This is a genomic window from Myroides sp. C1519, assembly GCF_038039755.1.
Lineage (GTDB): Bacteria > Bacteroidota > Bacteroidia > Flavobacteriales > Flavobacteriaceae > Flavobacterium > Flavobacterium phaeum_A.
In genome coordinates this window covers 1-24,506 of the sequence record NZ_JBBPHM010000021.1, presented here as the reverse complement: position 1 = coordinate 24,506, position 24,506 = coordinate 1, and the positions used below count along the sequence as shown (strand labels likewise).

At 32.7% G+C, this 24,506-nt stretch carries 24 protein-coding genes and 1 tRNA gene; 8 read left to right on the top strand and 17 right to left on the bottom strand.

Annotated features, from left to right (window positions below):
- Positions 1-196: 196 nt before the first annotated feature.
- The 3 genes from AABL81_RS11440 to dinB are packed head-to-tail and all read right to left on the bottom strand — an operon-like array spanning position 197 to position 2,546.
- Positions 197-556: a YraN family protein gene (locus tag AABL81_RS11440; RefSeq protein WP_158209860.1), complete on the bottom strand. Its 360-nt coding sequence runs from the start codon at positions 554-556 to the stop codon at positions 197-199.
- 1 nt (position 557) lies between these two features.
- Positions 558-1,454, bottom strand: coding sequence for a S66 peptidase family protein (locus AABL81_RS11435; protein ID WP_341341083.1), 897 nt, complete (start codon positions 1,452-1,454; stop codon positions 558-560).
- A gap of 21 nt (positions 1,455-1,475) precedes the next feature.
- Positions 1,476-2,546, bottom strand: coding sequence for a DNA polymerase IV (dinB, locus tag AABL81_RS11430; RefSeq protein ID WP_341341082.1), 1,071 nt, complete (start codon positions 2,544-2,546; stop codon positions 1,476-1,478).
- 244 nt (positions 2,547-2,790) lie between these two features.
- On the opposite strand from dinB, the gene AABL81_RS11425 reads away from it, so the two are divergent.
- A complete protein-coding gene (locus AABL81_RS11425; protein ID WP_158209857.1) occupies positions 2,791-4,653 on the top strand; it encodes a monovalent cation:proton antiporter-2 (CPA2) family protein in 1,863 nt (620 codons plus the stop codon).
- A gap of 113 nt (positions 4,654-4,766) precedes the next feature.
- Here AABL81_RS11425 and AABL81_RS11420 read toward each other — a convergent pair whose 3' ends face one another.
- Positions 4,767-6,854 (bottom strand): site-specific recombinase, encoded by a 2,088-nt coding sequence (locus tag AABL81_RS11420; RefSeq protein WP_158211327.1) that lies wholly within the window; start codon positions 6,852-6,854, stop codon positions 4,767-4,769.
- Positions 6,855-6,952: 98 nt separating this feature from the next.
- Between AABL81_RS11420 and AABL81_RS11415 the strand changes: the two genes are divergently transcribed.
- The gene (locus tag AABL81_RS11415; protein ID WP_158209856.1) at positions 6,953-7,423 is read left to right on the top strand and encodes a CYTH domain-containing protein; all 471 of its coding nucleotides are present in this window, start codon (positions 6,953-6,955) and stop codon (positions 7,421-7,423) included.
- Here the strand turns inward: AABL81_RS11415 and AABL81_RS11410 are convergent, their stop codons facing one another.
- The 3 genes from AABL81_RS11410 to AABL81_RS11400 form a co-directional block, all read right to left on the bottom strand.
- Positions 7,424-7,825 carry a septal ring lytic transglycosylase RlpA family protein gene (locus tag AABL81_RS11410; RefSeq protein WP_341341081.1) on the bottom strand — a complete coding sequence of 134 codons (402 nt, stop codon included), beginning with the start codon at positions 7,823-7,825 and terminating at the stop codon, positions 7,424-7,426. It lies immediately after the preceding gene.
- Positions 7,818-8,309: a septal ring lytic transglycosylase RlpA family protein gene (locus tag AABL81_RS11405; RefSeq protein WP_341341080.1), complete on the bottom strand. Its 492-nt coding sequence runs from the start codon at positions 8,307-8,309 to the stop codon at positions 7,818-7,820. Before AABL81_RS11405 ends, AABL81_RS11410 begins: the two co-directional genes overlap by 8 nt.
- 101 nt (positions 8,310-8,410) lie before the next feature.
- Positions 8,411-8,854 (bottom strand): hypothetical protein, encoded by a 444-nt coding sequence (locus tag AABL81_RS11400; protein ID WP_158209853.1) that lies wholly within the window; start codon positions 8,852-8,854, stop codon positions 8,411-8,413.
- Between the two features lie 467 nt (positions 8,855-9,321).
- On the opposite strand from AABL81_RS11400, the gene AABL81_RS11395 reads away from it, so the two are divergent.
- Positions 9,322-9,921, top strand: a complete 600-nt coding sequence (locus AABL81_RS11395; protein ID WP_341341079.1) for an ATP-binding cassette domain-containing protein — start codon at positions 9,322-9,324, stop codon at positions 9,919-9,921.
- Between the two features lie 147 nt (positions 9,922-10,068).
- Here the strand turns inward: AABL81_RS11395 and AABL81_RS11390 are convergent, their stop codons facing one another.
- From AABL81_RS11390 to AABL81_RS11375, 4 genes are all read right to left on the bottom strand, one after another.
- On the bottom strand, positions 10,069-11,898 hold the full coding sequence (locus tag AABL81_RS11390) for a M56 family metallopeptidase (RefSeq protein ID WP_341341078.1): 1,830 nt from the start codon (positions 11,896-11,898) through the stop codon (positions 10,069-10,071).
- Positions 11,899-11,926: 28 nt separating this feature from the next.
- Positions 11,927-12,289, bottom strand: a complete 363-nt coding sequence (locus tag AABL81_RS11385) for a BlaI/MecI/CopY family transcriptional regulator (protein WP_158209849.1) — start codon at positions 12,287-12,289, stop codon at positions 11,927-11,929.
- Positions 12,290-12,427: 138 nt separating this feature from the next.
- Positions 12,428-12,880, bottom strand: coding sequence for a thioredoxin family protein (locus AABL81_RS11380; RefSeq protein WP_341341077.1), 453 nt, complete (start codon positions 12,878-12,880; stop codon positions 12,428-12,430).
- Between the two features lie 36 nt (positions 12,881-12,916).
- Positions 12,917-15,169, bottom strand: a complete 2,253-nt coding sequence (locus AABL81_RS11375) for a TonB-dependent receptor (RefSeq protein WP_341341076.1) — start codon at positions 15,167-15,169, stop codon at positions 12,917-12,919.
- 103 nt (positions 15,170-15,272) lie between these two features.
- Between AABL81_RS11375 and AABL81_RS11370 the strand changes: the two genes are divergently transcribed.
- The 4 genes from AABL81_RS11370 to aspS all read left to right on the top strand — a co-directional run bounded on the left by AABL81_RS11370 (position 15,273) and on the right by aspS (position 20,271).
- Complete coding sequence (locus AABL81_RS11370) at positions 15,273-15,929, top strand: metal-dependent transcriptional regulator (protein ID WP_158209846.1); 657 nt, start codon at positions 15,273-15,275, stop codon at positions 15,927-15,929.
- Between the two features lie 252 nt (positions 15,930-16,181).
- Positions 16,182-17,246, top strand: coding sequence for an NADH:flavin oxidoreductase/NADH oxidase (locus tag AABL81_RS11365; RefSeq protein WP_341341075.1), 1,065 nt, complete (start codon positions 16,182-16,184; stop codon positions 17,244-17,246).
- Between the two features lie 36 nt (positions 17,247-17,282).
- Positions 17,283-18,434, top strand: a complete 1,152-nt coding sequence (locus AABL81_RS11360) for an MFS transporter (RefSeq protein ID WP_158209844.1) — start codon at positions 17,283-17,285, stop codon at positions 18,432-18,434.
- 85 nt (positions 18,435-18,519) lie between these two features.
- The gene (gene aspS / locus AABL81_RS11355) at positions 18,520-20,271 is read left to right on the top strand and encodes an aspartate--tRNA ligase (RefSeq protein ID WP_090409980.1); all 1,752 of its coding nucleotides are present in this window, start codon (positions 18,520-18,522) and stop codon (positions 20,269-20,271) included.
- A 47-nt stretch (positions 20,272-20,318) separates the two neighbouring features.
- Here the strand turns inward: aspS and pth are convergent, their stop codons facing one another.
- The 3 genes from pth to AABL81_RS11340 form a co-directional block, all read right to left on the bottom strand.
- Positions 20,319-20,885, bottom strand: coding sequence for an aminoacyl-tRNA hydrolase (gene pth, locus AABL81_RS11350; protein WP_158209843.1), 567 nt, complete (start codon positions 20,883-20,885; stop codon positions 20,319-20,321).
- Between the two features lie 118 nt (positions 20,886-21,003).
- Complete coding sequence (locus tag AABL81_RS11345) at positions 21,004-21,612, bottom strand: 50S ribosomal protein L25/general stress protein Ctc (RefSeq protein ID WP_158209842.1); 609 nt, start codon at positions 21,610-21,612, stop codon at positions 21,004-21,006.
- A gap of 28 nt (positions 21,613-21,640) precedes the next feature.
- A complete protein-coding gene (locus AABL81_RS11340; protein ID WP_158209841.1) occupies positions 21,641-22,582 on the bottom strand; it encodes a ribose-phosphate pyrophosphokinase in 942 nt (313 codons plus the stop codon).
- Between the two features lie 160 nt (positions 22,583-22,742).
- Between AABL81_RS11340 and AABL81_RS11335 the strand changes: the two genes are divergently transcribed.
- Positions 22,743-22,822 (top strand) — tRNA-Leu (locus AABL81_RS11335).
- Positions 22,823-22,969: 147 nt separating this feature from the next.
- On the opposite strand, the gene AABL81_RS11330 is transcribed toward AABL81_RS11335, so the two are convergent.
- The 3 genes from AABL81_RS11330 to AABL81_RS11320 form a co-directional block, all read right to left on the bottom strand.
- A complete protein-coding gene (locus tag AABL81_RS11330; protein WP_341341074.1) occupies positions 22,970-23,350 on the bottom strand; it encodes a hypothetical protein in 381 nt (126 codons plus the stop codon).
- 32 nt (positions 23,351-23,382) lie between these two features.
- Positions 23,383-24,093 carry a hypothetical protein gene (locus AABL81_RS11325; RefSeq protein WP_286412549.1) on the bottom strand — a complete coding sequence of 237 codons (711 nt, stop codon included), beginning with the start codon at positions 24,091-24,093 and terminating at the stop codon, positions 23,383-23,385.
- A gap of 115 nt (positions 24,094-24,208) precedes the next feature.
- Positions 24,209-24,427, bottom strand: coding sequence for a hypothetical protein (locus AABL81_RS11320; RefSeq protein WP_341341073.1), 219 nt, complete (start codon positions 24,425-24,427; stop codon positions 24,209-24,211).
- Between the last annotated feature and the right edge of the window lie 79 nt (positions 24,428-24,506).

The following is a 24,506-nucleotide window of genomic DNA, read 5'->3' as shown; positions in this document are numbered from 1 at the left end:
TGATTTTAATGATAGAAGTACGAACGCTTCTACTAAATCTTTCCCTGCACAAGTAAAGAACTTTAGATTAATGTATATAAAGGGCAGAGATAAGACTTTTTATTTGCAGGTTAACCAAACTTGTTGCTTAATTTCCAACTTTCGTTGTTAATTATCTTTCTTATATCGAACTCACGTTAATTATATATTGTTACTGCTAAAAAAAGTAAAATGCATCTTCAATATGTTGAATATTATACTTTTCTCCAACCTTGTGAATAGCAATAATATCAAATCTTGCTTCTTCTTCTCGGTCATTTTCTTCTATATAAATATTTGCAGTCCTCACTAACAGACCTATTTTAGTCGCCTTTACAAAATCTTGTGGCAAACCAAACTCTAAAGACGACCTTGTTTTTACCTCAACAAAAACCAAGATATTATCCTTCAATGCTATAATGTCAATTTCACCTTTCTGAGCCACATAATTGACAATTAAAACCTCGTAACCTCTTTCTTTTAAATAGGCTACAGCAGCTTTTTCTCCTCCTTCTCCAATATCTTGACTCTTTGCCATACTAAATGAATTTTAATTCAACTTTTGACTCTTCTACTGATAGCTTTGCTTTTCTTCCCATAGGTAATGCTAAATTCACTTCTCCGTGTCCTGCTGGAAAATTAAAAGCAATCGGATAGTCTTTCTCTTTTAAAATAGATAGTATAATCTGTTTAGCATCATATCCAAACGGAATTGCATTATCGTGCATATCAGTCATTCCTCCTACAATCAGACCCTTTAAATTATCTAATAGTCCGTTGCGTTTTAAATTGTGCATCATTCGATCTACGTGATACAGATATTCATCTAAATCTTCTATAAACAATATCTTTCCCGCCGTATTCATAGACGACTTAGAACCTAAAAGGCTATAAAGAATCGAAAGATTTCCTCCTACTACTTCGCCTTCGCCTTCGCCTAATTTATTTTCAACCTCAGGAGCTATTGTATAAATAAGTTCTCTCCCAAATAATGCTTTGTATAATGAATCTCTCGATTCAGGTGTTGATTTTGGAATACTAAAAGCCATCAATCCGTGAATTGTCTCTACTCCTAAGTTATGAATATGACTATGCAAAACTGTAACATCGCTAAATCCAATAATCCACTTTGGATTCTCAATAAATGCCGTAAAATCAATATCGTCAATAATCCTAACTGTTCCATATCCTCCTCTTGCACACCAAATCGCTTTTATTGACGTATCGTTTAATTGCTGATTAAAATCTGCTGCTCTCTCTTCATCCGTTCCGCCTAATTGATAGTTGTCTAAATCAATTGTTGACCCTAACACCACTTCTAAACCCCAAGATGTTAATAACTCAATAGCTGACTCTGCTTCTACACGACTAAACTTACGTGCTGTACATACAATAGCAACTTTATCTCCTTTTTTTAAACTCTCTGGCTTTTTCATTATTACAATTTCTTTTCTTTTTTAAAACTCAAAACTTAACTGCACAGCAATTGGTTTCTTTTTTTCATCTGTATTCAAGTTAGATAATGATACACCGATTAGTCTAACTGAATCCTTTAGCTTCTCTTGATAGAGTAATTGCTTTGCAATATCTAAAATAATATCGGCATCAGACATATAATAAGCAAAAGTCATACTTCTTGTCTGCTGCATAAAATCAGAATATTTTATTTTTAAAGTAACTGTCTTCCCCGCCACATTTTGCTTTTTCAAGCGAATACTCAGCTCCTCTACGATTCTTTCTAACTTGCCTTCTATATAAACTTCCGAACTCAAGTTCTCTTCAAAAGTTCTTTCTGTTCCAACAGACTTTATCGTACGATTAGGGCGCACTGGTGAATTATGAATTCCTCTTACTATATTATAATAGATTCCTCCTGCTTTTCCAAAGTGCTCTACCAAAAACTCCTCACTCTTACTTTTTAAATCCTTTCCAGTGAAAATTCCCAAGTGATACATTCTATTGGCTGTTTTCTTACCAATACCGAAAAACTTCTTAATCTCTAAGGCTTCTAAAAAGGCTTCCACCTCATCTGGCTCAATTGTTTTTTGACCGTTAGGCTTATTGTAATCACTTGCTATCTTAGCTAAAAACTTATTGACAGATATTCCCGCAGAGGCAGTTAATCCAAGTCGATCATATATCTTCATCCGTATCTCGTTAGCTATTAACGTAGCACTTGGACAACCAATCTTATTTTCTGTAACATCTAAAAAAGCTTCATCTAAAGCCAATGGTTCAACTAAATCAGTGTACTCATAAAAAATACTGCGAATTACTTTTGATACTTCTTTATAGCGTTCAAACCTTGGTTTCACGAAAATAAGATGCGGACAATTCTTTTTAGCCATAGCGCCACTAATAGCACTTCTCACACCAAACTTTCTTGCTTCATAGCTTGCTGCGGCAACCACTCCTCTCTCTTCACTTCCTCCTACAGCAATTGGTTTTCCTCTTAAATCAGGGAAATCAAGTTGTTCTACAGAAGCGTAAAAAGCATCCATATCGACGTGTATAATCTTACGATTCATTCATTCAGATAATTATAAATCAAAATTAATAGATTTTTTCACCTCTCACTACTTAAAAAAATTCATTTTTTTAAAATTAAACAGCACTTAACCTATACATTTTTATAAATTTGTATTGACTATGATCAAATTTATTGAGACTATTATAGTTTCACTTATTATAAATCAAACTTTTATAATATTCTCACTATTAATCTCCTAAGTTGGCTTAGGATAACAATTAAAAAAAAAGAAGCTATTAACAATGAATGATTTTTTAACACAGGCATTTGTCTTTTTATTTGCCGCGGTTGTATGTGTTCTAATTTCCAAGAAATTAGGAATGGGGTCCGTATTAGGATACTTATTTGCAGGAGTACTTATTGGACCATTTGCTCTTGGTTTTGTAGGACAAGACGGTGCTGATATTATGCACGCAACAGAATTTGGTGTTGTAATGATGCTATTCTTAGTTGGACTTGAATTAGACCCTAAAGAATTCTGGAAAATTAGAAATGAAATAATCGGTTTAGGAACAGCACAAGCTGCAGGAACAACAATTATTGTTGCTGCTATTGCACGTTGGGGACTGGGCTTAAGTATTGGTACTGCTATTACAATGGGTTTTGTAATTACTATGTCATCTACGGCGATTATTTTACAAACTATTTCTGAAAGAGGTTTAAACAAATCAAACGCAGGTAAATCAAGTTTTGCCGTATTACTATTCCAAGATATCATGGTAATTCCTGTAATGGCAATTATCCCATTATTAGCTGTATCTACTAAAGAACCTATTGCAACGGCTGCAGGTGGTAGCTGGCTTGATGGTGCACCTGTTTTTATGAAAACTCTTGCTATCTTAGGTGCAATCTCTACTATTTTCCTTGTCGGAAATTATATTGTCAATCCTTTATTCCGTTCTGTAGGTCGCCTACAAATTCGTGAAATATATACCGCATCTGCTTTATTGCTTGTTATTGGAGTGTCTTTATTGATGCAACAAGTAGGACTAAGCCCGGCATTAGGTGCATTTATCGCTGGTGTTGTATTAGCTAACAACCCTTATAAACACCAGTTAGAAAGTGATATCGAACCATTTAAAGCGCTCTTACTCGGTATCTTCTTTATTGCCGTTGGTTCTACAATTAACTTTGATATTATTGTTAACCAACCCCTAATCATCCTTAGTTTATTAGTTGGCTCAATGGCTATCAAAGCAATTGTCTTATTAGCAATTAGTAAATGGAAAAAATTCCCTAAAGATCAGTCTTTCCTTTTTGCTATTTTACTATCACAAGTTGGTGAATTTGCTTTCGTGATCTTAGCTTTAGGAAAAACAATTAACTTAATTAATCAACAATGGTATGATTACTTATTGGCTACTACAGCCTTGTCAATGGTAGTTACACCAATCTTATTGTTATTAAATGAGAAGTGGATTTCTCCTTATTTAGGATTAACTCCTTCTGCTACTGAACAACAAGAATACGACGACTTATCACATATTAGTGCTGAAAAGAAAATCGTTATTGCTGGTTTTGGAGACTTCGGAAATACTATCGGCCGTTTATTGCAAGCAAATGATATTCCTACATTAGTATTAGACAACGACTCGGAACGTGTAAATCACCTTCGAAAATTAGGGTTTAACGTATATTATGGAGATGCAACATCTATCAATATTCTAAAATCAATTGGAGTTGACCAAGCCGATTATGTAATTGCAGCAATGGATCCACCAGAAGTGAATCAACATTTAGTTGCGGTACTGCGTAAAAACTTCCCTAATGTAGAAGTTATTGTTCGTGCTAAAAACCGTAAGAATGCTTATGAATATCTTCAAGACGGTTTAACTGAGGTTTATAGAGAAACTTTCTTTACTGCTGTTTATGTTGGAGCAACTATGTTAGAAAAAGTTGGTCTAAGCCACGAAGAAGCGAGAACGCAAAGCGAATTATTCATTAAGAGTGATAGAGCTTCTCTACGAAAATTAGCGAAGAATATTCACAACTTAGAGGATTATATCAATGTGTCAAGAATGGAATTTGCAGAACAATCAAGTATGCTTAAAGACAGCTTAAAACACAAAAGAAACCCAAGTACAGATGAATTTAGACAAGAGTAAATCTACTTCTCTGTCTCAACACATAACAACTACTTCTCTGAAGTATATACAAAAAAAGGATGCTATATAGCATCCTTTTTTTATTGATATAAGCTCATTAACAGTACAAATTATTAATGATGCCCTTCTTCTTTTTTATCTTTTGAATCGTTCTTCCCATTTAAATTATTTGGATTCTCAACTACACCACCTGCTGTTGGTAAAAAGAACTCCATTGGAAAGTTTTTAAAGTGTCTCCAAGTAGCTTTTGTAAGCTCTTTTGTTTCTCTAAATGGAATATTACGAGAGCGGAAAGCTAAGAATAATGATAATCCAAAACTTACCATAAAGTTCATAAATCCAATTAACCACATCCCAATAAACGCCATTACTAACATATCTACTGGTGCATCAAATCCAGATCCGTAAAGTCCTAATGCGATATTACCACTGACAAAAGTAATGTGTCGAATATCAATTCCTAATCCAATAAAAGCACCTATTGTACCACACGTACCCATAAATACCCCAAACCAAATATTAGAAACCAAACCTGGCCATTTTGTATCTATCCAATTTGCTAAACTCGTTGTTCTCTTAATACCAAAGTTTCGCTTTAATACAGGATGCTCTTGAATACGGTACAACACCTTATTGTGCTTATTCTTATTCGATACATTACCTGAGATAATTCCAGATAAGAATAAGAAAATACCTGCAATACCTGCGTGGAATAAAGCTCTTGATTTAATTGGATCTGCATCTACTAACATCTTCTCCCAATCATGAGCAGCTATATTAACATCAAAAACAGTATCTATACTCCAAATCAATAATAAAGCTACTGGGAACGCTAATATCACGTTTCCAATAAAAGCAATAAACTGAGATCTGAACAATCTTGCAAACAACTTAGCAAAGCCAATGTGCTTTTCTACGTTATCAATATGTTGTTTACGACCATCTTCAATTGCCTTAATAATTGTAGCAGCTGTCATCGCTGGTTGCTTCGTTGCTAAAGTAAATCCAAGCAAATAGATTAAACAGAAACCAACCGCATAGTTTAAACTATACAACATAGCCTCTCCAAATGCACTCACATCAGCGTGGTGTGCAAATACTTTAAAAATACATAAGAAACCAACTACAATACCCGCACCCATTGATCCTTTAAACATATTCCAATACTCCTTACCACTATTAGTAATATAGTGCTCACCAGTCTTGGCAGTATGCTGTGTAATCTCGTAAGATATTAACTGTGTACTTTCTTTTATTAGCCCAGAAACGTTGTACTTATAGCAGTTATATTCAATTAGCTTTAAAGCTAAATTAATCGAGTTCTTTTGTTTTAGTTCAGCCGTATCCTCTTTAATTACCAATAAAGAGATCAATACGTTTACACGTGATAACTGTTGACGTAAACGAAGTAAACTTTGGTTTACCTTGATAGAGATACCATACTTCGAACTATTTTTAAATGCCTGATTAACGAACTCCTGGCATTGCTTCTGTAGGATTACAATTTGCTTATAATTAATATCACTATCATATAAGAATTTCATATCTCCATTCTGAATACTCTGCAGAATAATTGTAAACTCTTGCTCCAAAGCTCTAAAAGGGCTTTCTAAGTGAGAGTATTCTGGAACCATATTAATGATATTACTCTCCATTGCTCTACCACTCATACGTTGAGTAATAATATCAATTGAGCACAATAGCTCGTTTAACACAGAGCCTTCCTTGTTATCATTAAATAAATCAGTAAAATTCAACTCTTGAAACAACTCTAATAACTGTGTTTCCGGAATCATACTCACCCATTCAGCATCTGTATGCTTATAAAACGCTTGGTTTAGCACATACTCATACGTATCCTTCTCTGGTTGATAAGGTAACACCTTAGCCCACAACCTTTTTTTAACCTCTCTAAAAAACTCAGAATCTTGTAAAATCCCCGCATCAGAAACCATACGACTGAAATGGCGATTTGACAATAATTCTTTTAAATATTTAGATAAGGCAATTCTCTCTACCTCGTGCGTTTTTAAATATGCTAATAAAGCATCAATAGAAACACGTTTTACTTTCTTTACATTATTAGGTCTAAAAATATGCACTAAATCAACTATAAAAAGTAAATCATCTGTTGCATATACCTTCCCGTCAATAACATATTTATTAAACAATTCTTCAACCCCTTGAGGAGATTGTAACATATGTCTTAATTTCATTTGTAAAAAATTTCAGCTTTTATAATAGTTAGTGAAATAAATTCGCTTATTTTGGTATAAAAATACATTTTATTCTTATAATCATGGTAGAAATAGAAAGAAAATTTTTAGTAAACTCTCTGAATTTCATCAATGAATCTCATAATTCTAATAAGATAACCCAAGGTTACTTGAATTCTTCTGCTGAACGCACAGTTAGAATTAGGCTAAAAAATAAAGACGCATTTATTACAGTTAAAGGTAAGAGTAATTCCTCTGGTACAACACGTTTTGAATGGGAAAAAAAAATAGACTATAACGAAGCCTCTCAATTGCTTGAGTTATGTGAGGATTTTGTGATTTCTAAAACTCGATACCTTGTAAAAAAAGGGCTGCACGAATTTGAAATCGACGTTTTTCATGGTGAAAATGAAGGGTTAATTATAGCAGAAATAGAGCTTAAAGATGAAAATGAAGCTTTTGCTAAACCCGATTGGTTAGGGGAAGAGGTTACTGGTCAAATTGAGTACTACAACTCTTACATTGCCAAAAACCCTTATAAATTGTGGAAATAATTATTTAACCACTTTAATATCAACTTTTAATAATCCAGCTTTTTTGCTATCTGAGATTTTCATAAAAGCTTTTTTGGATAAATCAATTTCACGCCCTTTGACAAAAGGGCCTCTGTCATTGATTTTAACTTTAACAGATTTATTATTTTTTCTGTTTGTAACTTTGACAACAGTATTAAAAGGTAAAGTCTTATGTGCGGCTGTCATCCTCGAATTGTGGAATTTTTCCCCACTTGCGGTACGCTTACCATTAAACTTTTTATGGTAATAACTTGCAACAACATCTGTTTTATTTTCCTTTTTCCCCCTATTTGAAGATCCTTTTGTAGTTGAACAACTTGTCCAAAAAGACACAAAAAGCAGTAGAAATAAACAACTTATTACTCTTTTAATCTTACTCATTTTCTGCTACAATCTTTTCAATCTTCACATCAAGTACTCCTCTTGCATGATTATCTGTCAAATCGTGAAAAGCTTTCTTAGAAATATCGATTCCTCTTCCTTTTACAAAAGGTCCTCTATCAGTAATTGTCAAAATAACAAAGCGTTTGTTTTTTAGGTTAGTTACCTTAACCTTAGTACCAAACGGCAGTGTTTTGTGGGCTGCAGTGTATTTGCTATTATCAAATACTTGTCCGCTTGCCGTTTTTCTACCCGTAAATTTATCGTGGTAATATGATGCTTGAGTATCGTCAGAAACCAACTCAACTTCTTCAACTTCTTCTTCACTATCAACTATAGAATCGTTAATATTAGGTAAGCTATCGGCTAACACAACTGGTGTTCCTTCTGCCTTTACAGTTCCCTTAATTACATTAGTCGTTCCTCCAAAACTTGAAAGGAGTACAATTACTAATATTGATAATATATATTGATATGTTTTCATGATATTTCTATTATAGCTGATATTATTTTGCAAGAAGCATACCACAAAAAAAAAGAGTCCATTGTGGACTCCTTTTTTTATATCATTTAATTTTATTCGAATTATGCGAAAATACTTGGCAACCAAGCACTCCATGGAATTCTCGATAAGATCAAGATTAATCCTAATGCATAGAAAATAGCAAACTTCTTAAATTTAGCATTGCTATCTGTCGCTTTCTTGTGTTTTGACCATCCGATTGTAATCAAGACAATTGCAATAATGTTAATTAATGGGTGCTCTAAAGCATATAATCTTAACGTTGAATCTTTCATAGCTACACCAAAACCTTGTACCATTGGCGAAACGAAATATAAAATCAACCCTAAAAGTAATTGAATATGTGTGAAGATTAACCCGAATAAACCTAATTTACGGTCTTTCTCTGTAAACTCTTTTTTCCCTGCTAATCCAGCAAAAGCATTGATAACTACGATCAACAAGAAGATTAACGCTAAATATGCTACTCCTGAGTGTGCTTGCTTAATAATTGTACTGAAATCCATATTGATGTTATTAGTTTAAAGGCAAATATACTTAAAACTCTTAAATAGACGCTCCTAAAGAATATTTTTACAACTAATTCAGAGGATGCTTATTTAAACATTTAGCAGTGGAAATAATTTACTATCTTCATAATCTTATATTTCATTACTAAATTGCTTAAGCAATCAAACTTTTTTGTAACTACTTATAATAATAATGAAAAAACTCCTATTACTTTTAAGACAATATGCACTTCCTATTATAGCTATAAGTATCATCTTAAGTTTTACAATGGATATTAGTCTAACTACTTTTGTCCCCTTGATTGCAATAGGTATATACCTTGTGTATTTCCTTAGTTTTAAAAAAGAAGAGCTCTTCTTTTGGAGAAACAATAAGGTAAACTTCTTCTTTGTAGTTTTTTTGCTTTACGGTTTAACATTGCTAATTATTGGAATAATTCGTTTTTTAATCAACATACTATAATATGAGCCACCAATTTCAATTGGATAGTTTAATCCATCAAATAGACAATCGCACAATACTGCACGGTGTATGTTTATCGGCAAAAACAACTGATATTATTGGAATTGTTGGAAGCAATGGTACTGGAAAATCTACTTTACTCAATATTTTATTTGGAGCAATTAAAGCAACTCAAATATTTATTCGAGTTGATAATCAAGTTATTTTAAACAGGCATAAACTAAATAGGTATTTTTCTTACAAACCGCAATTTCTCATGTTCCCTCCTAACTTAAAAGTGAAGGACTTATTTACTTTGGAACAACTAACAAATACGCCTTTCTTAAATCACTTAGATTTGAAGATCAAAGAATTATCTACAGGGGAACAACAATTCTTACAGACACTATATGTGCTCAACCTCCCACAACCATTTTGTTTGTTAGACGAACCTTTTGCAGCTATTTCGCCTATTATGCAAGAACAACTAATGGCTATCATACAAGATAAATCTAAAAACAAGTGTATTATCTTAGTAGATCATTATCACGATTTATTAGCAAAAGTTTGTACGAAACAATTTCAATTAACACAAGGAAGCTTAATTCAAATTACACATTAAAGTATGATTTACATAGCATTATACGAGCATTTACAGCCAACTCTACATGAAAAACAGACAAAAGAAGTAAGACATACCCAAAAATATGGCATAAAAAAAGTGCTTTTGGAAAACCAAAAACACTTGCTAACTAATTTAATCTGATATCTATTTTTTTAAGACAATCTCAATAACTCCTTTTGCGCCCAAGTCACCGTATTTACCAATAGCTTTTTCACCTTTTAACACTGACACAGACTCAATTCTATCACTATTAATTTCATTCATTTCCTCTTTGTTAATTTTCACACCATCAACAAGTATAATTCCATCAAAATCACTTTTTGACTGCTTTGAAGCAACAACAGTAAACTTAGATAGTTCTCCATCTTTTTTCATTTCACTTAAAGATTTAATCGTTGAAACCTCGAGAACTTTCTTATCCGACGGTGTTCCAAACTTAGCAGTTGCATCTTCTTTTTTATAAAAACTAATTGCTTTTATGTCAGTTGGATTAAGATTTAAAGCATAAAACTCTTCTTTTGTATATGTTTTACCTTCGTGAAAAAATATTGTATTATCAAGTTCTTGCTCTTGTAATTTTCTTTTCTTGCCTTTAACGTTCTTTAATCGATCTTCATTTTCAGCTCGCCTTTTTGCACTTTCTTTTTCAAGTCTTTCATTTCGAGCTTTTATTTCAACAGAAACTTCTTTTTTTCTCTGCTCAATTTGAGCTCTTCTCTCCTCTACTAATGCGCTTAATTTTTCGTTTTCTTTTGCTTGCCTTTCATTAATTTCTTCTCTTTTATTCGCAATCTCTCTTTTTCTCTCTTCTATTATTTTTTTATTATCGGCAATTATCCCTTTCTTCATCTCTGCAAGTTCAGCATGACGAACTTCTAAATCACGATGAATTCTTTCTGCCTCATCTTTAATTTGGTCTGCCTTTAACTTTATAGTTTCTACTTCTTCAATAGTACCATTTTTTTCTTCTTGCTTAGACTGTAATTGTCCTTCTGCAATAGTCACTGGTTTAGTCGTATTATATGTATTCTCTTCTACTTCAAAAGGATTTAATAATTCCTCACTTACTGATTCTTCAAAAGAAGCTTTTGCTAATTCTTTTGCTTTTACACTAACTTGGAAAAAGAAAAAGAAACCTGCTATAACAGGTGTAATCATAATAAATTTTAATTTTTTCATAATGGTTGATTTTTGTGTGTTTAGCATTAATACACGTTTCTTTAAATCAGAAGTTGAAAAAGAGTTAACCATTGTCATAGGCTGAATTTTGTTATACTCAAACTGAACTAAAGTCATTTGATAGTCATAAATATCAACTCGCTTACTCACTTCTTGATCTACGATGTATTCTAAATTTAGGTTTATAGCTTTTTGTAGTAATATTAAAATTGGATTGAACCAAAAAAATGTTTTAACTAATTCAATTAATAAAATATCTATACTATGCTTTTGCTTCACGTGAATATATTCATGCTCTAACACAACATCCAAGCGATCTATTGTTCCATAATTACTTGGTAATACCACCCATTTCCAGAAAGAATAAGCCTCATTCGTTTTATCATCTACTAAAACATTGTTACCTAAGGAACTACGATTCAACTTCCGAATATGAGAGCACAACCTATAACTTTTAGTTATGAACCAAGCTAAAAAAACAGCAGTAATTACAAGATAAACTGTAAACAATTGTTTTTCAACTGCAAATTGACTCCAAAAACTGATTGGCTCTGTAATTATCGCTTCATTTTCTATAAAATCTGTAAGATTAGATAAGTTTACTGTTTGTTGTTCTACATAAACTGTTTTTGTAACAGTTATAAGAGGTAATAAAAAACTGCTAATAATTCCGATCAAAAAATACTGTCTATTACTTTTTACAAAAGTTTCCTTTCTTAAAAAGGCAACGTAAAACAGGTACACAATCGACAAAAGCATATTTACCTTTAATATATATAATAAAGTAGGTGTCATAAGCGATGTTTTTTGGGGTTGAGATAAATTATTTTTTGTTTTTTTCGATGATAGTCATAATCTCATCTAATTCTTCTTTACTTAGCTTTTTGTCTTTAACAAAGAAATTGACAAGGTTACTAAATGAATTGTCAAAATACTTCTCCATTGTCTCTTCCATAAACATCTTGCGATAATCTTCCATTTTTACAATTGGATAATATTCATGCGACTTCCCATAAGCCTTAAAGCCAACCACACCTTTATCAACTAATATTCTAATAAATGTTGACATTGTATTATAATGTGGTTTAGGTTCTGGTACATGTTCTAAAATATCATTCACAAATCCTTTTTCAATCTTCCAAAGGATTCTCATTATCTCTTCTTCTTTATTTGTTAGCTTTTCCATGCTTGTAATTTTATAATTCAAACATATAACTAATAATTTAGTTTTCAAACTATTTTTTTAGTTATACACCAAAAAAACAAAAAAAAGCCCTGTAACATTTATGATTACAAGGCTTTTCGGAGTATAGTAACAGAAAAATTAGTTCGCTAAATTCAGAATACTTAACAACTGCTTTGGTTTTAAGTATGAAAAATATTGATATATAATCTCTAAATTTGAATTGAGGATAACCAATCCGGGAAAGCTATTTTGTTTTCCCAAGGCTAAAGCTAATTCGTGTTCACCCGATTTTAATCCTCTCTTTTTAAACTTAAATAGGTGATCTCTGAACTTTATATCTTCTTTTGTTTCAGCATTAAAAGATATATAATAGAAATCCTTATTTAATTCTTTAACAACTTCACTGTCTTTAAATGTTTTCTTTTCCATTAAAGCACAGTAACTACACCAATCTGTATGTAAAAACACAACAACAGGTTTTGGATTTTCTTCCATCAGTGTTTCTAAATCAGAAAAAGTAATTTCCTTGGGTTGTGCTATACAGACAAACCCAAGAAAAAAACCTAACATAGAAAAAAAGAAATTTCTCATTTTATATTTTATATTGTTAACTGACGTTTCAACTTTTTAAAAAATATTGTAACGTACACCAATAAATCCACGAATACCTTGTAATGGTGTGTAACTATAATCATTGGGTTCAAAAATAACATCTGTGCGACCAGGAGGAGGTGTTACACCATTTCCAGGTTCTCCAAATGGATCCCACCAACGAGCAATAGTATCTTCTTTAGGAAGGGTATTAAATAAGTTTTTCACTCCTCCATAAATCTCAAGTCCATTAGTAAATTTCTTAGTTATTTGTATATTAGCTAACATAGTCCAAGGAGAATATTCTGGTCTATAATCATCTTCTACTCTTGGCAAACGCATCGGACCTTTCCAATCTCCAGTTAAATCTGCACTAAATCCACTTCCAAAATTATAACTTGCAATAATATTTCCTGACCATTTAGGTGCGTGGTAAAGTTGGTTGTGTTCTCCATCTTCTTTTCTAAACACATCCATATAAGTAGCACCCGCCATCAACTTCAATGGAAAGTCAAATGTTACATCAACATTTAACGATACCCCTTGTGATATCGCATGTCCATCTAAGTTTCCATAGATAATTTTAGTTTGATCTGTATCCGTATCTGCATCAATTTTATTTGTAAAATAGGTATAGAAACCATTGATATCAAAATTAAATACCCCAAAATCAGTTGGCAATTTAACTGTATAGTTTAAATTGGCATTGTATGATTTTTCTGGGTCTAACTTTTCTGCAAACACAACTTCTCTTGCCCCTGTTAAGGCTCTATGATCTTCTGTAAACACATTTACAACGCGGAAACCTGTTCCAAAACTTGCACGTAATGTGTGGTTTGAGTTTGGTGTAAACTTATATCCAATACGTGGTGAATGAATCCCATAGTGATCTTTGTCATAATCAAAACGATATCCTAATAACAACTTATTTTGTTTATTTAAAGTCCATTCGTCTTGAATAAATACTCCTGGAATTGGTCTGTTATCTGGTTCATTTTTCACTAAACCATTTTCGTCATAAATTCCCGTAGCACGAGTATTGTCATCGTAATAAGTGTATTTAAAAGATGCTCCTAATAACAAACTATGGTTTCCGATATTCTTATCCCAATAAGCTTGCGCAAAAGCTACTTGTTGTTTTGCATCATAAGATTCTGGACCATACATAGAGTTTTGTTGATGATAGATATACGAGAATTGAGTATAAATATTCTCAGTTGTTGGCAATTGATACATTCCGATTGCCTCAAAACGATTAGTGAAAATACTTTCAGCATAAACCTCTTCTCCTCCTCTATGCTTTTTACGTTGCCAATTAGTTTCTCCTCCCCAACGGTCTTCATATACATAACGCAACGCTAAACTTGCAACTTTGTCATCTGGCCTTTTTAAAGAAAACTTATTAAACAACGATACACGATCTTGTAAGGTAACATCCGTAAATCCATCATTATTTTTATCTTTTCGCTCTCCGTATTTGAAATAATTTCCACCAAATAACCCATTTACCTTTTTTCCTACTTTATAACTTGCACCTAAGTCTAAATTGTTTTCTAACCAAGTAGATGTAAATGCATTAACACTTAATTTTGCAGCGTGCTCTGGATCCTTTGTGATAACATTTATAATACCACCCATTGCTTCTGTTCCATACAAAGAAGATGCTGGCCCTTTTACCACCTCTACTCTTTCAATTAAATTAGTAGGAATACCAAATAACCCGTAAACTGTTGAAAGGGATGATACAATTGGCATTCCGTCAATTAAAATCATCGTATAGGCTCCTTCCATACCATTAATATGAATATCTCCTGTGTTACAAACATTACAATTTAGTTGTGGTTGAACCCCATTAATCATTTGTACCGCATCAAATAAGCTTGATGTTGGATTCTTTTCAAAAAAAGCTGGTGTATAAATTTCAACTGGAACGACTGCTTCAGATTTTAAAACTGGCTTTAATGTTCCAGAAATCACAATTTCATCTAAGTTTGAATCTTCTTCTAAAGAGAAATTGACAGTGACTACTTCGCCTTCTTTAACAGAAACTTTTTTTGTTGATTTCTTAAATCCAACAAACTCAGCTTTTACTGTGTAAGTACCCTCTTTAAGCTTTTCAAAAATATATTCTCCCTTTTCTCCAGAGTTTTCACCCTTATTTGTTCCTTCTAATACGACGGTAGCAAAAGACAGAGGCCTTCCTCCTGAAGATACTTTCCCTTTTATTGTTTGTGCTTGAGTGGGTAATACACAAACAAGGGCTAACAAAAAACTATTTATTATACGCATAAAAATATATTTATATAAACCTATTATTAAAATTTAGACAAAGCTAAAAATATATTTGTAATTAAAAAAAATGTAACTTTGTATTTATTAAAAAAATAATTCAATGCTTACCTATTCAGAAGAGAACTATCTAAAAACCATATTTCACCTGTCTTTAGGACAGAATCAGGGTATTTCAACGAATGCAATTGCTGCAAGAATTGAGACTAAAGCCTCGTCTGTAACTGATATGATTAAAAAACTTAATGAGAAAAAACTGATTAAGTATCAAAAGTATCAAGGAGTAACGCTTACACCTGAGGGGTTAATGGCTGCAAAAATGATTGTGAGAAAGCATCGTTTATGGGAAGTATTTTTAGTTGAAAAATTAGCTTTTAGCTGGGATGAAGTACACGATGTAGCTGAAGAGTTAGAACACATCAAGTCAGAAAAGCTAATTAATAAACTGGATGCTTACTTGGGTTATCCAACAGAAGATCCACACGGAGACCCAATTCCGAATGCAAAAGGTGAGATTAAGCAAATTGAAAAACAACTTCTTTCTGACGTTAAACCAAATATCAAAGTCGTTTGTGTTGGCGTAAAAGATTCTTCTTCAGAATTTTTACAATATTTAGATAAACAAAAAATTTCATTGGGAAGTGAAATTGAAATTATAGAGATTGAACCATTTGACCAATCTTATGTGATTAAAATTAATAATCACGATATTACGATTACTAAGAAAATTGCAAGTAATTTATACGTGACATCAAAATAATAAAAGAAGGGCTTATAACATTGTTTAAAGCCCTTCTTCTTTTTTATAATTTTTCTAACTACTGTTGTATAACTCTGAATTGAGGGTTAAAGTTTGTAGTTAAACATTCCCTTTTCTGTGTTCACTCTCAAAAAAGGTATCTAAATCATTAATTATTATCCTGTTAATGATTTTATTTTTCACAAAAAAGACAAAAGACCTTCTATTCCAATTTGCATTTAATAATTTTGCACCTCCAAAAAACATAATAAGATGAAAAAGCTATTTACCCCATTAATACTGAAAAATCACACTTTAAAAAATAGAGTTGTGGTTTCGCCTATGTGTCAATACTCTGCTGAAAATGGTTATGCTACAGATTGGCATTTGGTACACCTTGGACAATATGCCATCGGACAAGTTGCTGCAATTATTCAAGAGGCAACTGCTGTAGTTCCCGAAGGTAGAATTACCTATGCTGATTTAGGAATTTGGGATGATACACATATTGAAAAGTTGAAACAGATTACCTCTTTTATCAAACAACAAAATTGTGTACCTGGAATTCAGCTAGCACACGCAGGAAGAAAAGCAAGTTGTGAAAAACCTTGGATTAACAGAAACCAGATTGCTCCTTCTCAAATAAATGGTTGGCAAACGGTATCAAGTAGTGATGTTCCTTTTAATTTAGAAGATGTTCAACCAAAAGCCTTGTCAAAAGAAGAAATTGCAAATACAATCGAAGCTTTTAAACAAGCAACACGCAGAGCAATTGAAGCAGGTTATGAAATCATTGAACTTCATGGAGCACATGGGTACTTAATTCATCAATTCTTCTCTCCGTTAATAAACAAAAGAACGGATGAGTATGGTGGTAGTTTTGAAAATAGAATTCGTTTTGCCACAGAACTTGTTGCTGCAATTAAACCAGAAATAACAACACAATCGTTGTGGATTAGAATATCTGCTACAGATTGGGCTGAAGGAGGATGGAATGTTGAAGAAAGTGTGAAGTTGGCAAAAATTCTAAAGGAAATGGGGGTTGAAGTAATTGATGTTAGTTCAGGTGGAGCTGTACGTTATCAAAACATAACTTCTGGACCAAACTATCAAGTGCCTTTTGCTGAAATAATTAAAAAACAATCAAACCTTATTACAGGAACGGTTGGTTTAATAAAAACAGGAATACAAGCAGAAGATATCCTTCAAGAAGAAAAAGCTGATTTTATTCTGTTAGGACGCGAATTTTTAAGAGATCCACACTTTGTAATGAATGCTGCAGTAGAACTAAATGAAGATATTGCTTGGGCTCCTCAATATGAACGTGGAAAAGAATAATTAAAATAACAAATATTTAAAACTCAAATAACAAAAATGAACAAAAGTTTAATTGCCTTAGCAATCGGAGGTCTTGCGATTGGAATGACTGAATTTTCAATGATGGGGCTTCTGTCAAATTTAGCGGATGACTTAGCGATTAGTATTCCTAAAGCGGGGAATTTTATTTCCATATACGCAATTGGTGTTGTCGTTGGTGCTCCTTTATTGGTAATGTCTTCAAATAAATATGCTCCTCATAAAGTGCTTATGGCATTAATGTTAATGTTCTCATTATTCCATACATTGTTTGTCTTATCTCCAGGCTATACAACTTTATTGATTACAAGATTTATGTCTGGACTACCACACGGAGCATTCTTTGGAGTGGGGTCTGTAGTAGCTACACGTCTTGCTAAACCAGGTAAAGAGGCACAAGCTGTAGCCATTATGTTTGCAGGACTAACCACAGCAAATTTAGCCGGAGTACCTATCACAACGTACATTGGACAAGTGTATTCTTGGCGAGTTTCTTATGGTATTATTGCAACATTAGGAATTATATCTACTATAGCTATTTCTTTGTGGGTACCAAAGTTAGAAGCCGATACAACTACCAATACAAAAAAGCAATTAGCTTTCTTTAAAACACCTATTGCCTGGGTTTTAGTAGCCTTAATTTCAATAGGAACAGGTGGTCTTTTTGCATGGATTAGTTATATCAAACCAATGATGATGAATATTCCGATGATACCGGAATCAAATATTCCTTTCATTATGACGCTTGTAGGTCTTGGAATGTTTTTAGGAAACTTTGTTGGTGGAAAAATTGCAGATACTTTTTCTCCTTCAAAAGCAGTCATTTTCTCATTCTTATCAATGGCAATTTGTTTAATAGTTGTATATTATACTGTTCATATCCAATGGATGGCTTATGTGATGTCTTTGGTTACAGGATTAGTAGCATTTACAATTGGTTCTCCTTTACAAATGATGTTAATCAAAAGTGCTAAAGGCTCAGAAATGCTTGCTGCATCAGCAGGTCAGGCATCGTTTAACATCGGAAATGCATTAGGTGCTTCTTTAGGAGGATTGCCAATTAGCTATGGATTAGGATATAATTCTCCAGAATGGGTAGGAGCAGGATTAGCTTGTTGTGGAGCAGTTTTGGCTTACACTTTTGTTCAAATGCAAAAGAAAGTAGCGTAAACAACCACAAATCTTCAATATAATATTGTTGGTTTTCATACTTCATTCGCAATAAGTTTATAAATTTGTAGAAATATTTTTAACAATGTATAGAACGCATAATTGCGGAGCCTTAAGAGCTTCGGATATAAATACAGAAGTTACCTTATCAGGATGGGTAAGCAAGCATCGCGACAAAGGTTTTATGATTTGGGTTGACTTACGTGACCGTTACGGTATCACACAGTTAATTTTTGATGCTGACAGAACTGAAAAAGCAGTTTTTGAAGCAGCTAAAAATCTTGGCCGTGAGTTTGTTGTTCAAGTAACAGGAAAAGTTATTGAACGAGCTTCTAAAAACCCAAATATTCCAACAGGAGATATTGAAATTTTAGTTGAGTCGTTAACAGTACTTAATGAATCAAGTGTTCCTCCTTTCACAATTGAAGATGAAACTGATGGTGGGGAAGATATTCGTATGAAATACCGTTACTTGGATATTCGTAGAAATCCAGTTAAAAACAATTTACTTTTCAGACATAAAGTAGCGCAAGAAGTTAGAAATTATCTTTCAGCTCAAGATTTTTGTGAGGTAGAAACTCCTTACTTAATTAGCTCTACTCCAGAAGGAGCACGTGATTTCGTGGTACCTTCTCGTATGAATCCAGGTGAGTTTTATGCATTACCTCAGTCTCCACAAACTTTCAAACAATTGTTGATGGTAGGTGGTATGGATAGATATTTCCAAATTGTGAAATGTTTCCGTGATGAGGATTTACGTGCTGATAGACAACCTGAGTTTACACAAATTGACTGTGAAATGGCTTTTGTTGAACAAGAAGATGTAATGGATACTTTTGAAGGTTTAACTAAACACTTATTGAAGTCTGTTCACGGTATTGAAGTAGATAAATTCCCTCGTATGACTTTCGAAGAAGCAATGCGTAAGTATGGTAATGATAAACCAGACATTCGTTTTGGAATGGAATTCGGAGAGTTAAACGAAGTGGCACAACATAAAGATTTCGGTGTGTTTAATAGCGCTGAATTAGTAGTTGGTATTGCTGTTCCAGGAGCTGCAACGTATACACGTAAAGAAATTGATGCACTTATCGAATGGGTAAAACGCCCTCAAGTTGGTGCTTCAGGAATGGTTTACTGTAAATGTGAAGCTAATGGTACTTTCAAATCTTCTGTAGATAAATTCTATGACCAAGAAGACTTGAAAAAATGGGCTGAAGCAACTGGAGCTAAAGAAGGTGACTTAATTTTAGTACTTTCTGGACCTGCAAACAAAACAAGAGCACAATTAAGTGCTTTACGTATGGAGTTAGGTAACCGTATGGGATTGAGAAAACCGAATGAGTTTGCTCCATTATGGGTTATTGACTTCCCTCTTTTTGAGTGGGATGAAGAATCTGAACGTTACTTTGCTATGCACCACCCGTTCACTTCTCCTAAAAAAGAAGATTTTGCATTGTTAGATACTGACCCAGGAAAAGTACGTGCAAATGCTTATGATATGGTTCTTAATGGTAACGAAATCGGAGGAGGTTCTATCCGTATTCACGATAAAGCTACTCAAGAAATGATGTTTAAACATTTAGGATTTACTAAAGAAGAAGCTGAGAAACAATTTGGTTTCTTAATGAATGCTTTCCAATACGGAGCACCACCACACGGAGGTCTTGCTTTTGGATTAGACCGTTTAGTTTCTATCTTAGGTGGACAAGAAACAATTCGTGATTTCATCGCATTCCCTAAAAACAATTCAGGACGTGATGTTATGATTGATGCACCAGCAACAATTACACCAGAACAATTAAAAGAACTTCACATTTCTGTGAATCAAGAATAACAAAAAAGGGAGCTTATAGCTCCCTTTTTTATTTCATTTTATATGCTTTACTTACCGTTGTAAGTATTCATTGAATTATTTAACCCTGCCAAAGCAAACTCTTGAATTGCTTTTGAGGCAGTTTTTAGCCTTTCTGGGAGCACTTCTTTTTCCTCATCACTCCAAGTACCTAAAACGTAATCTACTTGCTGTCCTTTCTTAAATTCGTCACTAATACCGAATCTAAAACGAGGATAGTTACTCGAATTTAAAACACCTTGGATACTTTTTAATCCGTTATGTCCTCCATCTGATCCTTTAGCTTTAATACGGATTGTACCAAAACTAAGATTCAAATCATCTGTTACAACCATAACATTTTCTACAGGTATTTTTTCTTTCTCCATCCAATACTGCAAAGCCTTACCGCTTAAATTCATATAAGTATTTGGCTTTAATAACAATAGTGTTCTTCCTTTTATTTTGACTTCTGCAAGAGAACCAAGCTTTACTGTCTGCCAATCACCACCTAACTCATTAGCAATCTCATCAACAACTTTAAAACCTATATTATGACGCGTATGAATATACTCCACACCAATATTTCCTAATCCTACAATTAAAAACTTTTTCATTATGCTAATAACAAATTTTATATTCTATTACAAAAGTAAACTAATACCAAACTATGAACAAACAAAAAAGCGCTTGTGAAAATCACAAGCGCTTTTAAAAACATATCTCTTGGAAAAATTATTTTTTCTTTGGAGTAGCTTTTGCTGCTTTCGCTGCTTCTTGAGCTGCTTTCATAGCTGCACGAGAAATTCTTACTTGACAAACAACAGTGTTGTCTGTGTGTAATAATTTGTAGTTATCAACTGCAACATCAGTAACGTATAATTTGTTACCCATGTCTAAGTTAGAGATGTTTACTTCTACGAAATCAGGTAAGTTAGCTGGTAAAGCTTTAACTTTTAATTTACGTAAGTTTAAGTTTAATACACCTCCGGCCATAACACCTTTAGATTTACCAGTAACTTTTACAGGAACTTCTAAAGTAATTTCTTTATCGTCATGTAATTGGTAGAAATCGATGTGCATGATGCTGTCAGAAACTGGGTGAAATTGGATATCTTGTAAGATAGCGTTGAATTTCTTTCCGTTTTCTAACTCAATTACTACAGTGTGTACGTTTGGAGTGTAAACCAAGTTTTTGAATGCTTTTTCCTCTGCAGCAAAGTGTACTGCTGGTTCTGTTCCTCCGTATAACACGCAAGGTACCATTCCAGCATTACGTAAGGCTTTAGTTGATACTTTACCTACGCTTTCTCTTTCTGATCCTTTAATCGTAATTGATTTCATTTAAATATATTTAAAAATTAATAAATTCCTATACTACAAATGTTTTGCTAATAGATTCATTTGAATGAACATTATGCATAACTTCTCCGAATAATGGAGCACAGCTTAATACTTTAATCTTGTCACAAGGTTTTTTCAATGGAATTGAATCTGTAACGATTAACTCTTGAATAGCTGATTCTTCTATTTTCTCATAAGCACTTCCTGAAAGGATAGCATGTGTACAAATAGCACGTACGCTTAATGCTCCTCTTTCCATCATCATATCAGCAGCTTTTGCAAGAGTACCACCAGTATCAATCATATCATCAACTAAGATAACATTTCTACCTGTTACATCTCCAATAAGCTCCATTTTATCAATAATGTTAGCTTGCTTTCTTTGTTTATAACAAATTACTACATCAGAAGATAAAAACTTAGAATAAGCATAAGCTCTTTTAGAACCTCCCATATCAGGTGATGCAATTGTAAGATTATCTAAGTTTAAGCTTTTTACATATGGTAAAAAGATTGTTGATGCATATAAATGATCTACTGGTCTTTCAAAGAAACCTTGAATTTGATCAGCATGTAAATCCATTGTCATAATACGTGTCGCACCAGCTGACTCTAGTAATTTTGCAACTAATTTCGCTCCAATTGGAACACGTGGTTTATCCTTTCTATCTTGTCTAGCCCATCCAAAATAAGGTATCACTGCAGTAATGTGTCTTGCTGAAGCACGTTTGGCTGCATCACACATTAACAATAATTCCATTAAATTATCTGATGAAGGGAATGTAGAACATACTAAGAAAACTCTTCTCCCTCTAATTGACTCTTCAAAAGAAGGTTGAAACTCTCCATCACTATAATGAGATAAAGTTACTTTTCCCAATTCTACTCCGTATGCTTTTGCAATCTTCTCTGCGAGTTCAACACTCTGAGCACATGCAAAAATTTTTGCGTCTGGTTCGAAATATGACATTACTTTTAATTAGTTGTTATGTTGTTAGTTAGAGCTTAACTATGATTATTAAGCGATGCAAATTTATAAAATATATATTGACAAAACGATTTTTTTTCTTTTTTTTCTTTGTAGCTAACTTTTTTTTTTTACATTTGCACTCACAAACAATAAGTCATCAGCCCGGATGGCGGAATTGGTAGACGCGCACGACTCAAACTCGTGTTCTTCGGAGTGTGGGTTCGATTCCCACTCCGGGCACTGAAACCCTAATTACTAAGTAGTTAGGGTTTTTTATTTACTTTTTAGTCAACCATTAGTCAACATCTTTCCTTTTAATATTCCTTTGACAACTATTACACATAAAAAAAAGAGTGCCTAAACACTCTCTTTGATTCTATCAATATGCTAATTGTCTTTATTTGTTTCACGTGTCTCACGTGTTAACCTTTCAATATCATTCTCTTTTCTCATTAAATAATGATATACGTTTTGATTCCCTATCGTAATAGCATAGGCTTGTACAAATTGAAACCCATTACGAGATAGAAAATTAAGAGCATCAACCATAGAATTAAACTTTATACGTGTCTCGTCTTTATCTCTAATAAACATCTCTTCTTTACTACTAAAATACTTAGTATTTTGTCCGAAATCAATTTTTACGTTAACCTTATCACTAAATAACTTCCCTTCTCCTACTATTAAAATGTAATCAACATCTAATTCCTTTAGAGGAATATTGTTTACTGTTTGTGCCTGTACAAAATAACCAAAAAACAAAAGCACTACTAAAAATATTTTTTTTAAAACTCTTATAATTAATCAATTAATAATTTCTTAAACTCTAAAACAGAAACCTCAAAATATCTTTTATCAAGACTATCTCCTAAATCATAAGAATTCCTTGGGCATAAAAATCTTACTACGTCTTTACCATCGACTGACTGAACATTTAATTCAAAGATATATGCAGGACTCAAGTAAGTTGATTCTTTAATCATATCTGCAATTAAATTTTTCTCATTATAAGCATACTCAGCACCTAAAACTGCAAAACGGTTATTAATCTCTCCTTCTTTTATACTTCTTATACTAATTGTTTCGCCTGTTTTATCTATTAACGCCTCTTTAATTCTGCTATATGATGATTCATCCATGACAAAATAAAACTTTGTGCGTGTATCTTTCCAACCTTCCTGTATGGCTTCATAATAATAATAACCTGAATCCCTTTCAATTATTAAAACATACCGTTTTTCATTTTTCAATACTATAGTTCCCATCTGCATAAAAGTAAAATTTTGATAAATATGGCTTCTCCAAAAACTTGGAACTGCTTTTGTATCAATTACATTTTGATTTGAAAACCATTTCCCAATACTTTCATTATATGCCCAACCTGTTGCTTTAACAATACTTTTCGACTTTCTTTCAAATTCAGGGATTTTTGCATCAATTCTACTTTGTGAAAACAAACATATAGATACAAAAAGAAAAGAGATACTAATTATTAATTTAGTTTTTGCCATTAGTGAAATTTTATTCAAATATAACTAATTAAAACAAAAAATGCCCGATAAACAGGCATTCATTGAATAATCTTTAAGAGTAATAGGCAATTGTATATCACAAAGGTAAACAATATTATGTTAATCTATTTAAAATCAAATATTCAAACACAAAATATAATAAAACAAGTACACTCATTAAAGTAATTATATACAATAAAGTATGTACTTTTTCAATTGTTCTATAAGTTGCAAAAGTAAAATATGCCTTTTCTTCGAGCAATTCTCTATCAGTTTTATTCTTAACTTCCTCCTTATATTTTTCAATATTCTTGACTTCTCCACTTGTTTTCATATCTAATAATTTATTTCACTTTAACAAATATAACTAATTAAAACAAAAAATGCCCGATAAACAGGCATTCATTGAATAA

Bases quoted from the DNA above. Each gene is read 5' to 3' on its own strand.
- AABL81_RS11440 (WP_158209860.1), bottom strand. From the start codon at position 556: ATGGCAAAGAGTCAAGATATTGGAGAAGGAGGAGAAAAAGCTGCTGTA.
- AABL81_RS11415 (WP_158209856.1), top strand. From the start codon at position 6,953: ATGGTAGAAATAGAAAGAAAATTTTTAGTAAACTCTCTGAATTTCATC.
- AABL81_RS11340 (WP_158209841.1), bottom strand. From the start codon at position 22,582: ATGTCATATTTCGAACCAGACGCAAAAATTTTTGCATGTGCTCAGAGT.
- AABL81_RS11375 (WP_341341076.1), bottom strand. From the start codon at position 15,169: ATGCGTATAATAAATAGTTTTTTGTTAGCCCTTGTTTGTGTATTACCC.
- AABL81_RS11390 (WP_341341078.1), bottom strand. From the start codon at position 11,898: ATGACACCTACTTTATTATATATATTAAAGGTAAATATGCTTTTGTCG.
- AABL81_RS11425 (WP_158209857.1), top strand. From the start codon at position 2,791: ATGAATGATTTTTTAACACAGGCATTTGTCTTTTTATTTGCCGCGGTT.
- AABL81_RS11400 (WP_158209853.1), bottom strand. From the start codon at position 8,854: ATGGATTTCAGTACAATTATTAAGCAAGCACACTCAGGAGTAGCATAT.
- AABL81_RS11320 (WP_341341073.1), bottom strand. From the start codon at position 24,427: ATGAAAACAAGTGGAGAAGTCAAGAATATTGAAAAATATAAGGAGGAA.
- AABL81_RS11370 (WP_158209846.1), top strand. From the start codon at position 15,273: ATGCTTACCTATTCAGAAGAGAACTATCTAAAAACCATATTTCACCTG.
- AABL81_RS11420 (WP_158211327.1), bottom strand. From the start codon at position 6,854: ATGTTACAATCTCCTCAAGGGGTTGAAGAATTGTTTAATAAATATGTT.
- AABL81_RS11380 (WP_341341077.1), bottom strand. From the start codon at position 12,880: ATGAGAAATTTCTTTTTTTCTATGTTAGGTTTTTTTCTTGGGTTTGTC.
- aspS (WP_090409980.1), top strand. From the start codon at position 18,520: ATGTATAGAACGCATAATTGCGGAGCCTTAAGAGCTTCGGATATAAAT.
- AABL81_RS11405 (WP_341341080.1), bottom strand. From the start codon at position 8,309: ATGAAAACATATCAATATATATTATCAATATTAGTAATTGTACTCCTT.
- AABL81_RS11325 (WP_286412549.1), bottom strand. From the start codon at position 24,093: ATGGCAAAAACTAAATTAATAATTAGTATCTCTTTTCTTTTTGTATCT.
- AABL81_RS11395 (WP_341341079.1), top strand. From the start codon at position 9,322: ATGAGCCACCAATTTCAATTGGATAGTTTAATCCATCAAATAGACAAT.
- AABL81_RS11435 (WP_341341083.1), bottom strand. From the start codon at position 1,454: ATGAAAAAGCCAGAGAGTTTAAAAAAAGGAGATAAAGTTGCTATTGTA.
- dinB (WP_341341082.1), bottom strand. From the start codon at position 2,546: ATGAATCGTAAGATTATACACGTCGATATGGATGCTTTTTACGCTTCT.
- AABL81_RS11365 (WP_341341075.1), top strand. From the start codon at position 16,182: ATGAAAAAGCTATTTACCCCATTAATACTGAAAAATCACACTTTAAAA.
- AABL81_RS11385 (WP_158209849.1), bottom strand. From the start codon at position 12,289: ATGGAAAAGCTAACAAATAAAGAAGAAGAGATAATGAGAATCCTTTGG.
- AABL81_RS11410 (WP_341341081.1), bottom strand. From the start codon at position 7,825: ATGAGTAAGATTAAAAGAGTAATAAGTTGTTTATTTCTACTGCTTTTT.
- AABL81_RS11345 (WP_158209842.1), bottom strand. From the start codon at position 21,612: ATGAAATCAATTACGATTAAAGGATCAGAAAGAGAAAGCGTAGGTAAA.
- AABL81_RS11360 (WP_158209844.1), top strand. From the start codon at position 17,283: ATGAACAAAAGTTTAATTGCCTTAGCAATCGGAGGTCTTGCGATTGGA.
- pth (WP_158209843.1), bottom strand. From the start codon at position 20,885: ATGAAAAAGTTTTTAATTGTAGGATTAGGAAATATTGGTGTGGAGTAT.